This is a genomic window from Hominisplanchenecus sp. (genome assembly GCF_046967715.1).
Taxonomy (GTDB): Bacteria; Bacillota; Clostridia; order Lachnospirales; family Lachnospiraceae; genus Hominisplanchenecus; species Hominisplanchenecus faecis.
This window is the reverse complement of the sequence record NZ_JBKVNQ010000002.1, coordinates 1-14,128: the sequence shown is the minus strand read 5'-3', so window position 1 is coordinate 14,128 and position 14,128 is coordinate 1. Positions and strand designations below refer to the sequence as shown.

Genomic DNA, 14,128 nt, shown 5'->3' with positions numbered 1-14,128 from the left:
AACAAATCCGTGACAGGAAAGAGGTATAAGAAAATGAATGAATATTATGATGCCATTATTGTAGGTACCGGAGCGGCAGGTCTTTACTGTGCCCTGAATCTTCCAAAAAGAAAAAAAATTCTGATGCTTACAAAGCAGGGGGCGGATCTGTCAGATTCGTTTCTGGCACAGGGCGGTATCTGCATGCTGCGTGGTGAAGATGATTATGAGGATTATTTTGAAGACACCATGCGTGCAGGGCATTATGAAAATAATAAAAGAGCGGTCAATCTGATGATCCGAAGCTCCAACGATATCATTCGTGATCTGCTGTGGAGAAATGTAGATTTTGTGCGTGCAGAGGATGGCGAGCTTGCATTTACAAGAGAAGGTGCACACTCCAGACCAAGAATCCTCTTCCATGAGGACATTACCGGAAAAGAGATTACGCAGACGCTTCTGGATCAGGTAAAGACAAAAGAAAATATTGAAATCTGTGAGTATATGACGATGGTAGATATCATATCGAAAGACAATATCTGCGGCGGTGTGATTGCAATGGATGCAAAAAATAATGTTTATCCGATCCGTTCCCAGTTTGTTGTGCTGGCATGCGGTGGTATCGGGGGTCTTTTCCAGAATTCTACCAACTATCCGCATATTGCCGGAGACGGACTTGGTATTGCAATGAAACATCAGGTGAAATTAGAGCATCTGGATTACATACAGATCCATCCGACAACTTTATTTTCACATAAACCGGGAAGACGTTTCCTGATTTCAGAATCTGTCCGTGGCGAAGGGGCACTTCTTTATGACAAAAACGGTCAGCGTTTTACGAATGAACTTCAGCCAAGGGATCTGCTCAGTCAGGCGATTTTTGAGCAGATGGAAAAGGACGGTACTGATTTTGTCTGGGAAGATATGCGTCCGCTGGGTGAAAAAACGATCATGCAGCATTTCCCGAACATTTATCAGCACTGTATTGAGGAAGGATTTGATCCGAGAAAAGAGCCGATTCCGGTTGTTCCGGCACAGCACTATTTTATGGGAGGTATCCAGGCAGATTTGAGCAGCCGGACTTCCATGCGTGGACTCTATGCCTGCGGTGAGACAAGCTGCAATGGTGTCCATGGAAAGAACCGTCTGGCAAGCAATTCGCTTCTGGAATCTCTGGTCTTTGCAAGACGGGCAGCAGATGATATGATATTTGGAGAAGCACCGGAGATGTGCAGACCGGACCGACTGGATCTGAATCAATATGAAGACCAGAATGTAATTTTGGAAGGGTATCATAAACAAGTGCTGAATGAGATAGAGAGGATGAAAAAAGCAAATGAATAGTATAACTATGAAAATGCAGGCGGATCAGCTGATCCGTATGGCACTGCAGGAAGATATCACAAGTGAAGACGTTTCTACAAATGCAGTTATGCCGACCGAGGTAAAAGGAACGGTAGATCTGATCGCAAAAGAAGACGGAATTATCGCCGGACTGGATGTCTATGCAAGAGTTTTTCAGATGTTGGATGAGAAAACGGAAATTGATTTTAAATGCAAAGACGGTGATGAGGTAAAAAAAGGTGAGCTGATGGCAACGCTTACCGGAGACATCCGTGTACTGTTATCCGGAGAACGTGTGGCACTGAATTATCTGCAGAGAATGAGCGGAATTGCCACTTATACAAGACAGGTCGCAAAACTTCTGGAAGGAAGCAAAGTAACACTTCTGGATACCAGAAAAACGACGCCAAACTGCCGTGTATTTGAAAAATATGCAGTGCGTGTGGGCGGAGGATGCAACCACAGATACAACTTATCAGACGGTGTACTTCTGAAAGATAATCACATCGGTGCAGCCGGAAGCATCACAAAAGCAATCACAATGGCAAAAGAATATGCTCCGTTTGTACGCAAAATCGAGATTGAAGTAGAAACCCTGGAGCAGGTAAAAGAAGCGGTGGAGGCCGGAGCAGATATTATCATGCTCGACAACATGACACCGGAAGTGATGAAACAGGCTGTGGAACTGATCGATGGAAGAGCACAGACGGAATGCTCCGGAAACATTACAAAAGAAAATATTGCACGCATCCGTGAAATCGGAGTTGATTTCGTATCCAGCGGAGCGTTGACACACTCTGCTCCGATTCTGGACATTTCCATGAAGAACCTTCATGCAGTCTGAAAGGAGCTGGGACTATGAATACTGCGGAAAGACGAAATGAAATTTTAAACTTTCTTCAGAATGCAGATGAACCGGTTGCTGCAAGGAAACTGGCGAGCCAGTTTGGAGTCAGCCGCCAGGTGATCGTGCAGGATATGGCAGTGATTCGTGCAGCGACTCCGGGAATTTTATCAACAACAAGAGGATATGTGATACAGCAGGACAGCAGCTGCGTTCGTGAATTTAAAGTTCGTCATGAATCGGATCAGACAGCAGAAGAAATGAATCTGATCGTGGACTGTGGCGGCAGGATCTGCAATATCAGTATCAGCCACAGAGTCTATGGAAGAGTCAGTGCAGAAATGGATATCAGGTCAAGACAGGATGTAAATGAATTTATTACCGCATTGAACAACAGTAATTCCAGTGCACTGAGTAATGCAACATCCGGTTATCACTATCATCTGGTTGAAGCAGCGAGCGAAGAGAGACTGGATCTGATCGAAGAACAACTGAAAAAAGCAGGACTCCTGGCACCGCTTCAGCCATGGGAGCAGAATACAAAACAGGAAGGAAACGAAGAATGACAATAGCAGAAATTCAGCAGGAGATCCTGCGTATGAAAAAAGAACAGGATGTATGTATTCTGGCTCATGCTTATCAAGGTCAGGAAATTCTGGAAGTAGCAGATTATATGGGAGATTCTTACGGACTGAGCGTACAGGCATCCAAAAGCAAATGCAGCGGCGTGATCATGTGCGGTGTGCGTTTTATGGCCGAGACCTGTAAAATTTTAAGCCCGGATAAAAAAGTATGGCTGCCAAACCCTGCAGCCGGATGCCCGATGGCAGAACAGCTTGATCTGGAAGGTCTTCGCACCTTAAAAGCAGAATATCCGGACTATACGGTTGTGGCGTATATCAATACAACATCAGAACTCAAGACAGAATGTGATGTATGCGTGACTTCTTCTTCAGCAGTGGAAATCTGCAGTCATCTGGAAAACGACAAAATCCTGTTTATTCCAGATCCGAACCTGGGACGCTATGTAGCGGAACAGCTTCCGGAAAAAACCTTTGCTTTTTATAAAGGTGGCTGCCCGCGTCATATCGTAGTCAGTGCAAAAGATGTCGAAAAAGCAAGGGCAGATCACCCGGATGCACTGCTTCTGGTCCATCCGGAATGCCGTCAGGAAGTTGTCGAAAAAGCAGATTATGTCGGATCTACCACAGGGATCATGGATTTTGCAAAGAAATCCGATAAAGAAGAATTTATCATCGGAACAGAGAACAGCATTGTAGAACACCTTCAGTTTGCCTGTCCGGATAAAAAATTCTATCCGCTGGCAGTTCCGCTCACCTGCATGAACATGAAGATCACAACACTTATGGATGTCTATAACTGCCTGAAAGGAAGAGGCGGCGAAGAGATCCACCTTCCGCAAAACGTGCTCGAAGGAGCAGGAAGATGTATCAACCGCATGGTAGAGCTTGGTGGCTGATGGGGTAAAATCCGAAGTAAAACTTGACAAAACAGCGGATTCACGATATAGTAACTTAGACCACGCAGCCGGGGAGATAGCGGTGCCCTGTACCTGCAATCCGCTACAGCAGGGGTGATACCAATCCGAGGGTTTTTAGCTGCAAAGCTGCCTTCTATAAGTGGTGATGACGTTTGGGTCTCGTGCAACAGAAATCTGTGAACCGTGTCAGGGCAGGAATGCAGCAGCACTAAGCAGAACCTTTTGTGTGACGCGAGGGTGCCTGGATTGAGCTAACTGTAGGAGTAACGTTTGTGGCGGAAGTTCAAAGTGCGGTGCGTGGTAAAAAAATGCAAGCAAATAAAATAAGAAAAAATTCATGATTATATAAAAAAGACATACAAAACAGAAAAATCCTGCGATGTATGTCTTTTTATTATGCCAATACCTGATCGGCTGATAAAATTGCAAAGCCTCACATACGTTCGGTCTGGATACGATCCGGGTAAGAGAAAATTTAGCGGATTGCGTTTACAAGTGCCTTAATATAAGAAGGATCTGTTCCGCAGCATCCGCCGACCATGGAGGCACCAAGGTCAACAAGACGTTTCATGCTTTTGCCGAAATACTCCGGTGTCATATCATAAACAGCAATTCCCTGATCGTTGATCGTCGGCATACCGGCATTTGGTTTGGCGATGACCGGAACAGAGAGACTGCCGGCAAGATTCTGGATAATATTTTCGAGCTGATCAGGGCCTGTAGAACAATTGATACCGACCGCATCTGCACCCATCTCTTCGAGCATCGGTGCTGTCTCGAAAATATTTCCGCCAAAGAAAAGACTGCCGTCAGCCTGCATGGTCAGAGAACAGAGAATCGGAAGGTCGCAGACAGCATGTGCGGCATCGATCACTGCCATGGTTTCGTCTGCACCGATCATCGTCTCAGCGATCAGCAGATCCACGCCTGCATCCACCAGAGCTGTGATCTGTTCTTCATAAGCAGAAAGAAGCTCATCGTATTCTGCATCCATTTTGCTGGTCGTGGTGATATCTCCGGCGATCAGAGCCTTTCCCTGTACGGCTTCTTTTGAGAGAGCAACAAGGGCGTGGTTATAATGATCTACCTGACCAGAAAGACCGTGATTTGCCAGAGAGATGCGGTTTGCAGCGAAAGTAGGAGCATAGATGATCTGAGATCCTGCTTCTGCATAGGCTCTCTGAAGCTGGATGATCGTATCCGGATGTTCCAGAACCCATTTTTCAGTACATACACCTTTTGGCATACCGGCTTTCATGAGATTAGAGCCGGTCGCACCGTCCAGAATTACAGGTCCATGTTCAAAAAGTTTCTTAAAATCCTGTTTCTGCATAGATTTTCCTCCATTATACAAGAAAAAGCACTGTGAATAGAATGAGCCGTACAGTACTTTTTTGTATAAACTTATATTAATTTGAATAGTTAACGGAGACGGAGGGATTTGAACCCTCGTGCCCCGGAGGACAACCTGATTTCGAGTCAGGCGCGTTACGGCCACTTCGCTACGTCTCCATGCGAATACGCATTTCATTATAAATGCAGCGGAAAAAATAGTCAAGCCGGAAAAAGAACAGAGAATGTATTTTTGTATGAAAAAAGTGCATAAACTGTGATAAATAAAAGCACAATGGTGAAAACTATAATATGAATAATCTCTGGATAGGAATGATACTGCTTGGGATCGTCTATGGGGCAGTCACGGGAAATATGCAGGCAGTGACAGATGCGGCATTTGCATCGGCAAAAGATGCCGTGACGCTGTGCATCACCATGACCGGAATGATGGCACTCTGGGTTGGCGTGATGGAGATAGCCAGAGGAGCCGGACTGATCAGAAAATGGTCCGAAAAATTAAAGCCGTTTATCCATTTTCTTTTCCCGGGGATTCCAAAAGGACATAAGGCACAGGAATATATCGCGGCAAATATGATCGCAAATATTCTCGGGCTTGGATCAGCGGCAACGCCGGCGGGATTAAAAGCGATGGAAGAACTGGCAGAAATAAAAAAAGAAAAAGGTCTGCCCGAAGAAGTCGCAAGCAATGAGATGTGTACCTTCCTGATCTTAAATATTTCTTCCCTTCAGCTGATACCGGTCAGCGTGATCGCCTATCGCAGTCAGTACGGAAGCAGCAATCCCTCTGCCATCACCGGAGCGGCTATCGCAGCAACACTGGTAAGCACGGCAACGGCGGTTATTTTCTGCAAAATAAAAGAAAAAATGACAAAAGATACTTTTTGACAGTGTTATCCTGTAATAACAATCTTGAAAAAACAGGATGATTATAATATACTTAGAACCAAGGGTTAAAAGGAAAGCAGATAACTGCACTTCAGAAAATAACGGAGATAGCATATGAAGAAAAGAAATTTTCTCTCATGTCTTCTTATCATCGCCATAGTACTTGCAACCATTTCTCCGACTGTTCTGTTTGCGGCAGAAGATATTGCCCAGGATGAACAGGTGTATGATGAGACGTACACAGAAGAGACGGAGGAATATGTAGAAGAAACTCCAGAGGCATATGATTGGACGATAGAGACAAATGAATTGAAAAAATGGCCCCAGGGTCCCCGGGTAGAAGCAGAAGGTGCAACTGTCATGGATCTGGATACAGGGGCATTTCTTTACAGCAAAAACGCAGAAGCAAAACTGTATCCGGCGAGCATCACCAAGATCATGACGATGCTGGTCGCCTTGGAGCACATCAGTGACAGTGACCTGGATACAAAAGTGAAAGCATCTGAGAGTGCACTTGCTCCGATCGATTCGGACAGCAGCCAGATCTGGCTGTCCGTCGGGGAGAAGATCACAGTCCGTTCTGCCCTGTATGCGATCATGCTGGCATCTGCAAACGATGCGGCAAATGTGATCGCAGAGTACGTCGGCGGATCGATGGACAATTTTGTGAAGATGATGAATGACAAGGCAAAAGAGCTTGGCTGCGTCAACACCCACTTTGTCAATCCGCATGGTCTGCACAACAAAAAACATTATACCTGTGCCCACGATATGGCACTGATTGCTCAGGCAGCCTTTCAGATTCCGCTGTTCCGGAAAATAACAAAAACAGTCGAATACAAAATCCCGAAAACAAAATATATGAAAGAAGACCGCTGGCTGGTCAATCACCAGAAAATGCTCTATGAAGACGGTGAGTTTACTTACAAAGACTGCGAGGGCGGCAAGACGGGATTTACGGACGAAGCGTGGAACACGCTCGTTACTTATGCAAAGAAAGACGGCAAGACGCTGGTGTGTGTTGAGCTTCGCGTCAATGGTTCCTGGAAAACCTTTAATGAATCTGCGGAACTTTTAGATTACGGGTTCGACAAATTCCGCCACGAAGAGATCGATGCGGCTCTTGATACGACAACACTCGGACAGCTGGCAGGTATCTGTCATTTCGGCACAGCATCCGTTCTGGATCAGAAAGAAGCCGGTATCTGGGCGGTCGAAGGGAAAAGTACCGTAAGCGTTACGATCCCGAAAAAACTAAAAACGGACAAGCTGAAGCGAGGTTTCTGTGACGGAAACAAGATTGTTTACAGTTATCAGGGCTGGGAAGTCGGAGAGGAAACCTTAAAGTTTAACAATCCGGCATTTGAGGTGACAAAGACAGAAATTTCAGATGCGACACTGCAGGGTCAGACAGACACAAATGGCAGTGAAACAGAGACAGCGGGAAGTACAGAAGCACCGGAAAAAGATGCATCCGGCAGCAAAGGGTTCGAAGAGAAAGTTGATGAATTTATGGATAATATAACATTTGGATTCCTGAATATATGGACATCCTTCAACGGTTGGGTAGATCAGCACGAAATGCTGTCTGCGACGGTAGGGATGATCCTGATCCTGCTTATGATCCCGCTTATCGTCATCGCTTACATGCGTGACAAAAACGATAAGCTGGCAAGGAAAGAACGCGAGCAGGACAAAGAACAGCGAAGAAAGATAGAAGAAAATATAGACAGCAAATCTTTCCAAGAGATCGAGTCAGAGATTCGTTCAGAACTTGAGAAAGAGGAACGCAGAAAGCGAGAAGCCGAAGAAGAAGAGAAGCGATTACGGGAAATGGAAGAGCTGATCGACCGGCAGAAAGCAAAAGAAGCACAGGAAACAAAAGAAACAAAAGAAATAAAACCAACAGAAAAACCCGAAGAAGAGATCCTGCCGGCAGAACAGCCAAAAACAGAGGATCTGAAAAAAGAAGAGGAGGATTAAAAAGAGTATGAACTGGGTAGCACCGATCAAGGATGATACAACACTTGAAAAATTTAAACAGAAATTAAGAGAGGTAGATGACAAGTACTATATTTTATTTGAGATAGGAGTGGGGACCGGTCTGCAGCTTCAGGAGATCCTGAAATTCCGCAACAAAGACATCAGGGATAAAGACAGCATTGAAGCAAGTATCGGAACAAAAAATATCAAACGTACTTTTCAGATTCCGCAGGAACTCAAAGAGATCATCAGCCAGTATACAGAAGGCAAAGATCCGGAGGCTTATCTGATCCTCGGACATTCCGGTTCACCGGCACCGCTTTCCAGAGAACAGGCTTACCGCGTATTTAAAAACGTCGGAAAGAGCATGGGACTGAATGCGATCGGTGCACAGACAATGCGTAAAACCTTTGCATGGAGATATTACAAAGAGACAAACGATATTTACTATATCCAGAATCTTCTGAACCATGCATCACCATCGATCACTTACCGTTATATCGGAGAAAAACCAAACGTAGAAGTTGTTCTGAAAAAGATGACCCCGGAAGAAAATGAGAGAAGCCGTTACATGCTCTACAAAGACAATGCAGGAAAGAACCGTATCCATGCACTGACAGAAGAGCTGATACATATCGAAAGAGAGCTGGATAATCCGACCAATAACGACGCTTTCTACGGCAGAGTAGACTGTCTGCTCGCTGAGCTGGAAGAGCTGATGGATAACTTCAAGAACACAAAATAAAAACAGGAGAAAAAATATGGCAAAGCTCTCCCTTAAGCATGTCAGCAAACGGTATCCAAATGGATTTTGGGCGGTAAAAGATTTTAATCTCGAAATGGAAGACGGAGAGTTTGTGATACTTACCGGTTCTCCGAAATGCGGAAAATCCACCGTTCTTCGTATGATCGCCGGAGCAGAAGATGTGACGGAAGGCATCCTGGAACTGGACGGAAAACCGATTAATGACGTCGAACCAAAAGACCGGGAGATTGCCATGGTTTTTCAGTATTACAGTCTGTATAAAAATATGACCGTTTACGATAATCTTTCGTTTGGAATGAAACTGAAAAAATGTTCCACGGAGCAGATCGAAGCGGCTGTAAAAGAAGCAGCAGATATGCTGGGACTGGAAGAACTGTTAAACCGCAGGCTGAAGATTCTCTCAGAAGGACAGAAAAAGAGGGTGGCTCTTGGCAGGGCGATCATCCGCAAACCCAAACTTTTTCTGTTTGATGAGCCTTTAAATGGTCTGGACGAAAAAGTTCAGGTTCAGATCCGGACAGAAATAGAAAAATTACATGAAAGATACGGCACAACCATACTTTATGCTGCACATGATAAAGATGAAGCAAAGAAGTTTGATGCCGAAAACAATCGCATCTTGCTTTTTTAGCCGGATGCGATTATACTTTACCTATGCGGGCAAAAGACAGAATTCTGCCCGTTTCGTGAATAAGATTTCAATTTTCAGGAGGTAGAACATGGTCAAGTTATATGACGGCGGAGTTTATCTGGTAAACGGCACCGAGATCGTGGAAGATAACCATGATGCAGAAGCAATACTGAAACAAAAAATGGGCGATGGTGTTCCTTCAAAAGCAGAGGCTGCGAAGAATACAATCGCTTATAATATATTACAGGAACACAACACATCCGGTAATATGGATAAATTAAAGATTAAGTTCGACAAACTGACATCTCACGATATCACGTTTGTAGGAATCATTCAGACAGCAAGAGCGTCAGGACTGGAGAAATTCCCGATCCCTTATGTACTGACAAACTGCCATAACAGCCTCTGTGCAGTAGGCGGAACGATCAACGAGGACGACCATATGTTTGGACTTACCTGTGCGAAAAAATATGGTGGAATCTATGTACCGCCTCATCAGGCAGTTATCCATCAGTTCGCAAGAGAAATGCTGGCAGGCGGCGGAAAGATGATCCTCGGATCAGACTCCCACACACGTTACGGTGCACTGGGAACCATGGCGATGGGCGAAGGCGGACCGGAGCTTGTAAAACAGCTGCTCTCCAAAACTTACGATATCAATATGCCGGGTGTGGTAGCGATTTATCTGGACGGTGAGCCGATGAAAGGTGTCGGTCCTCAGGACGTTGCTCTGGCGATCATCGGAGCTGTCTTTGAAAATGGCTATGTAAAGAACAAAGTCATGGAATTTGTCGGACCGGGCGTAGAGAAACTGAGTGCAGATTTCCGTATCGGTGTGGATGTTATGACAACCGAAACGACCTGCCTGTCCTCCATCTGGAGAACCGATGATGACAAGATCAGAGATTTCTATGATATCCATGGCAGAAGTGAAGATTATAAAGCACTGAATCCGGGTGCAGTTACATACTATGACGGCATGGTTTATGTAAACTTAAGCGAAATCCGTCCGATGATTGCGATGCCGTTCCATCCAAGCAACACCTACACCATCGACGAGCTGAATGCAAACCTGATGGATATTCTGGACGATGTAGAGAAAAAAGCAAAAGTCAGCCTTGGCGGAGCGGTAGAATATTCTCTGAAAGATAAAGTACATAACGGCAAACTCTATGTAGAGCAGGGAATCATCGCAGGATGTGCAGGCGGCGGATTCGAAAACATCTGTGCGGCAGCCGATATCCTGAAAGGTTCCAACATCGGAGCAGATGCCTTTACGTTAAGCGTATACCCGGCAAGTACTCCGATCTATGTAGAACTGGCAAGAAACGGCAGACTGGCAGATCTGATGGCAGCAGGTGCGATCGTGAAGACAGCATTCTGCGGACCATGTTTCGGAGCAGGTGATACACCGGCAAACAATGCCCTGAGTATCCGTCACTCTACACGTAACTTCCCGAACCGTGAAGGAAGCAAACTGCAGAATGGCCAGATTTCTTCCGTAGCACTGATGGATGCACGTTCCATCGCAGCTACTGCAGCAAACAAAGGATACCTGACTGCGGCTACCGATGTGGACGTAGATTTCAGCAATCCAAAATATTACTTCGACAGTTCTATTTACGCAAACCGTGTATTTGACAGCAAGGGCGTGGCAGATCCGGATCAGGAGATCCAGTTTGGTCCGAACATCAAAGACTGGCCGGAAATGGCACCGCTGGCAGAAAATATGGTATTGAAAGTCGTATCCGAGATCCACGATCCGGTTACTACAACCGACGAGCTGATCCCATCCGGAGAGACATCTTCCTACCGTTCTAACCCGCTTGGACTGGCAGAATTTGCACTCTCCAGAAAAGATCCGGCATATGTAGGACGTGCAAAAGAAGTACAGAAAGCAGAAAAAGCCCGCGAAGCCGGAAACTGTCCATGTGAAGCTTTTGATGAACTCAAACCGGTCTGGGATGAGATCAAAAAAGCATATCCGGATATGAACAGTGAAAATACCTGTATCGGAAGCACGATCTTCGCAGTAAAACCGGGAGATGGTTCCGCACGTGAGCAGGCTGCATCCTGTCAGAAAGTACTGGGCGGCTGGGCAAACATCGCAAATGAATATGCGACAAAGAGATACCGCTCCAACCTGATCAACTGGGGTATGCTTCCATTTATCATTGACAAAGGGGAGCTTCCGTTTGCAAACGGCGATTACCTGTTTATCCCGAACGTAAAACAGGCAGTCAAAGACAAAGCAAAAGAAATGAAAGCTTATGTTGTCGGAGATGGATTAAAAGAAATCACCCTGAAAATGGATGAACTGACGGATGATGAAAGAACGATTATCCTCAAAGGATGTCTGATCAACTACTACAGAGATTCTTCAGAAGAATAAAAAATAAAGAGGTTAAGATTAAAAAGGTGTCATACGAATTCGTACTTCTTACGCTTACCCTGGCATCTAAAATAAAAAGGACGGCAGATTTTAAATTTGCCGTCCTTTTTATGAAAATGATGTTGGGGGCAAAAAATTTTGCATCATTGCAACCTTTTACCGGTGGAGAGCATCTAACCTACAGAAAATGCAGGATACAAAAAAATCCGGCATAGAACCTGGGAGGTGATAAAACATGAGCAGCGAAGCGTGGCTGATACGGAAAGCCAAAAAAGGCGATACAAAAGCTTACGGAGAATTGATACAGCTTCATAAAGACTATTTTTACCGGAATGCATTCTGCTATGTAAAAAATGTAGATCTGGCGGGAGATGTTTTCCAGGAAGCCGTTACCATCGGGATGCTTTCCATCAAAGATCTGAAAAATCCGAACTATTTCCGCACATGGATGACACGCATTATTTATAACTGTGCAAACGAAATGTTCCGAAAAGCGGAAAGAGAAATCGGAAGCCTGGATGCGGAGATACGGGACAGAGCAGAAGAGAATGGCGGGGCAAGCCGTGAAGAGATCATCGATCTGCACAATGCAGTTGAATCTCTGGAAGAGCCGTATCGAACTATCATAAAACAGAAATATTTTGAAGATAAGAAAATTTCCGAAATTGCAGCTTATACGGGAAGAGCAGAAGGGACTGTTAAATCAGATCTTTCCAGAGCAAAAAGAAAATTAAAACTGATCTTAGAAGAAGGGTAGGGGTTCGTAATGATGAATAGAGAGAAACAGAAAAAAGAACAGAAAACATTTGAATATATCGAAAATCCGGAGCAGATCGAAGGCTTTGATAAGATTCCGGTGCCGGAAGATCTGGATCAGCGGGTCCGGGCAGGCATTGAAGAGGGGAAAAAGAGACGGAAGAAAACAGCGTTTCGAAAAACGGCAAAAGCCGGAATGGGAATGGCAGCTGCGGTGGCACTGGCATCGGTGTTATGTATTTCCAATCCATCTTTTGCAGCAAAAATGCCACTGATCGGTCACATTTTTGAACAGGTGGAAAACAACACCAGCGTAAAAGGAGATTTCAGTCAGGTTGCAGAAACTCTGACACAGTCCACAGAAAACACAGCAGATCAGAAAGCGGACAAAACAGTAAAAAATGCAGACAGCAAAAATGGCAATACAGGAATTGATGATGATTCGGAAGTTCCGGCAGATGGAGCCTATACAAAGACATCCAATGGCATTACTGTGACATTATCCGAAGTTTACTATAATAAAAATGCCATGTACATTGCTATGAGCCTTTACAGTGAAGAGCCATTTCCAGAAGATATAAAAATCAAAGATCATGTCAAAGACTATATTTTAAACTTTGACCAGGCAGCCATCAGCGGAGAGAATACCTTTAGCTTCATGCCGGATGAAAAAACATTTTTATTTAATTATATGGAAGGAAAATTTGTGGACGATCACACCTTTGCCGGTATGCTGCGAGTAGATTTAAGTTCTCTGGAGACAGAACCGACCGATACCTTTACCTGCCATATGGCACTGGATTCCATTCGCTTTGACAATGTAAACTTCACGGTTGCGGATGAAAAAATTTACGAAGGAAACTGGGACTTTGATCTTAATGTCAAACTGGATACAAAAGATACACAGACCGTGGAAGTAAACGAAGTCAACGATGACGGAGTCGGATTGGAAAAAGTCGTAAAAACCAGATATGAACTGCGAGTATATCCGAAAGACAAAAGCGAGACAGACGGCAAATACTATTTCGCAGAAGTCTTCGATGCAAACGGAGAACGCATGGACTACGCCGGAGATATTACCGACTGCCGCCAGACCTATGGGTATGATACCTCGAAAGTCAATATTTACCTCTGCGATGAAGATGAATATATGAACGAACTGAAAGGATATTACTTCTCCGAAGATTACGAAGAAAAGAAAAAGACGAAAACCTATGAGGAATATATTGCAGAACATGCAGTGTATCATAAAGAAATTACATTTGACAAATAAAAATTGACCGTTGGTTTCCCGGCAGGTGTAAAGAACTGAAATGCCGCACATTTTAAAATAGTGTTTGCAAAAGAATAGTATTGCATGTGCAAATGAACGAATTCCCCGAAGGGCACGTAAAAGTGCCTTCTTGGGAATTGTTCATTTTGCACATTGCTGTACGTTTTTGAACGGCCATAGTTTTTAAAAACACTTCATATCATATTTTACACGCTGGCAGGAAACAGCCTTTTGCCACGCTGGTGCACGCAGAAAGTTTTTAGAATCAAAACGTTCCGCATCAAGATAGTAAAAAGAGTGGATACTGTTTTTTCATGTTCTGCCTTTTGGCTTGAAAGGCTGTTCCGCTTAAGCGCCCCCCGTCAGGCCAGGAGCTTTTGGCAATGTGCAGACGAACTGCATTGTAAAATATGGTGCG

11 protein-coding genes, 1 tRNA gene, 1 other RNA gene and 1 pseudogene are annotated in these 14,128 nt (G+C 44.6%); 12 read left to right on the top strand and 2 right to left on the bottom strand.

Features of this window, described 5'->3' with window-relative positions; genetic code table 11:
- The first annotated feature begins 33 nt into the window (after positions 1–33).
- From ACLTL4_RS00340 to ffs, 5 genes are all read left to right on the top strand, one after another.
- Positions 34–1,323, top strand: a complete 1,290-nt coding sequence (locus ACLTL4_RS00340) for an L-aspartate oxidase (RefSeq protein WP_022118588.1) — start codon at positions 34–36, stop codon at positions 1,321–1,323.
- Positions 1,316–2,167: a carboxylating nicotinate-nucleotide diphosphorylase gene (nadC, locus tag ACLTL4_RS00335; protein ID WP_147632915.1), complete on the top strand. Its 852-nt coding sequence runs from the start codon at positions 1,316–1,318 to the stop codon at positions 2,165–2,167. The genes ACLTL4_RS00340 and nadC overlap by 8 nt, the downstream gene beginning before the upstream one ends.
- Positions 2,168–2,181: 14 nt before the next feature.
- Positions 2,182–2,733 carry a transcription repressor NadR gene (locus ACLTL4_RS00330; RefSeq protein WP_022118586.1) on the top strand — a complete coding sequence of 184 codons (552 nt, stop codon included), beginning with the start codon at positions 2,182–2,184 and terminating at the stop codon, positions 2,731–2,733.
- On the top strand, positions 2,730–3,647 hold the full coding sequence (nadA, locus tag ACLTL4_RS00325) for a quinolinate synthase NadA (protein ID WP_173866190.1): 918 nt from the start codon (positions 2,730–2,732) through the stop codon (positions 3,645–3,647). Before ACLTL4_RS00330 ends, nadA begins: the two co-directional genes overlap by 4 nt.
- 60 nt (positions 3,648–3,707) lie before the next feature.
- Positions 3,708–3,969, top strand: an RNA gene (gene ffs, locus ACLTL4_RS00320) — signal recognition particle sRNA large type.
- Between the two features lie 174 nt (positions 3,970–4,143).
- Here ffs and ACLTL4_RS00315 read toward each other — a convergent pair.
- Together ACLTL4_RS00315 and ACLTL4_RS00310 are read right to left on the bottom strand one after the other, a co-directional pair.
- The gene (locus ACLTL4_RS00315; RefSeq protein ID WP_022118584.1) at positions 4,144–5,001 is read right to left on the bottom strand and encodes a homocysteine S-methyltransferase family protein; all 858 of its coding nucleotides are present in this window, start codon (positions 4,999–5,001) and stop codon (positions 4,144–4,146) included.
- 93 nt (positions 5,002–5,094) lie between these two features.
- Positions 5,095–5,180: transfer RNA gene (locus ACLTL4_RS00310), tRNA-Ser, on the bottom strand.
- Between the two features lie 132 nt (positions 5,181–5,312).
- Between ACLTL4_RS00310 and ACLTL4_RS00305 the strand changes: the two genes are divergently transcribed.
- The 7 genes and pseudogenes from ACLTL4_RS00305 (at position 5,313) to ACLTL4_RS00275 (ending at position 13,710) form a co-directional block, all read left to right on the top strand.
- Positions 5,313–5,909 (top strand): nucleoside recognition protein, encoded by a 597-nt coding sequence (locus ACLTL4_RS00305; protein ID WP_412290940.1) that lies wholly within the window; start codon positions 5,313–5,315, stop codon positions 5,907–5,909.
- A gap of 114 nt (positions 5,910–6,023) precedes the next feature.
- Positions 6,024–7,892, top strand: coding sequence for a D-alanyl-D-alanine carboxypeptidase family protein (locus tag ACLTL4_RS00300; protein ID WP_412290939.1), 1,869 nt, complete (start codon positions 6,024–6,026; stop codon positions 7,890–7,892).
- Positions 7,893–7,899: 7 nt separating this feature from the next.
- Complete coding sequence (locus tag ACLTL4_RS00295; RefSeq protein WP_022118231.1) at positions 7,900–8,637, top strand: tyrosine-type recombinase/integrase; 738 nt, start codon at positions 7,900–7,902, stop codon at positions 8,635–8,637.
- Between the two features lie 16 nt (positions 8,638–8,653).
- Positions 8,654–9,247: pseudogene (locus tag ACLTL4_RS00290) on the top strand (ABC transporter ATP-binding protein); the annotation flags it as partial.
- A 130-nt stretch (positions 9,248–9,377) separates the two neighbouring features.
- Positions 9,378–11,681 carry a hydratase gene (locus ACLTL4_RS00285; protein WP_147632908.1) on the top strand — a complete coding sequence of 768 codons (2,304 nt, stop codon included), beginning with the start codon at positions 9,378–9,380 and terminating at the stop codon, positions 11,679–11,681.
- A 235-nt stretch (positions 11,682–11,916) separates the two neighbouring features.
- On the top strand, positions 11,917–12,438 hold the full coding sequence (locus ACLTL4_RS00280) for a sigma-70 family RNA polymerase sigma factor (protein WP_248835830.1): 522 nt from the start codon (positions 11,917–11,919) through the stop codon (positions 12,436–12,438).
- A 12-nt stretch (positions 12,439–12,450) separates the two neighbouring features.
- Positions 12,451–13,710 (top strand): DUF4179 domain-containing protein, encoded by a 1,260-nt coding sequence (locus ACLTL4_RS00275; RefSeq protein ID WP_412320133.1) that lies wholly within the window; start codon positions 12,451–12,453, stop codon positions 13,708–13,710.
- Positions 13,711–14,128: the final 418 nt, after the last annotated feature.

Excerpts from the sequence above, each read along its gene's own strand:
- nadC (WP_147632915.1), top strand. The coding sequence starts at position 1,316 with ATGAATAGTATAACTATGAAAATGCAGGCGGATCAGCTGATCCGTATG.
- ACLTL4_RS00305 (WP_412290940.1), top strand. The coding sequence starts at position 5,313 with ATGAATAATCTCTGGATAGGAATGATACTGCTTGGGATCGTCTATGGG.
- ACLTL4_RS00275 (WP_412320133.1), top strand. The coding sequence starts at position 12,451 with ATGAATAGAGAGAAACAGAAAAAAGAACAGAAAACATTTGAATATATC.
- ACLTL4_RS00300 (WP_412290939.1), top strand. The coding sequence starts at position 6,024 with ATGAAGAAAAGAAATTTTCTCTCATGTCTTCTTATCATCGCCATAGTA.
- nadA (WP_173866190.1), top strand. The coding sequence starts at position 2,730 with ATGACAATAGCAGAAATTCAGCAGGAGATCCTGCGTATGAAAAAAGAA.
- ACLTL4_RS00330 (WP_022118586.1), top strand. The coding sequence starts at position 2,182 with ATGAATACTGCGGAAAGACGAAATGAAATTTTAAACTTTCTTCAGAAT.
- ACLTL4_RS00295 (WP_022118231.1), top strand. The coding sequence starts at position 7,900 with ATGAACTGGGTAGCACCGATCAAGGATGATACAACACTTGAAAAATTT.
- ACLTL4_RS00315 (WP_022118584.1), bottom strand. The coding sequence starts at position 5,001 with ATGCAGAAACAGGATTTTAAGAAACTTTTTGAACATGGACCTGTAATT.
- ACLTL4_RS00280 (WP_248835830.1), top strand. The coding sequence starts at position 11,917 with ATGAGCAGCGAAGCGTGGCTGATACGGAAAGCCAAAAAAGGCGATACA.
- ACLTL4_RS00340 (WP_022118588.1), top strand. The coding sequence starts at position 34 with ATGAATGAATATTATGATGCCATTATTGTAGGTACCGGAGCGGCAGGT.
- ACLTL4_RS00285 (WP_147632908.1), top strand. The coding sequence starts at position 9,378 with ATGGTCAAGTTATATGACGGCGGAGTTTATCTGGTAAACGGCACCGAG.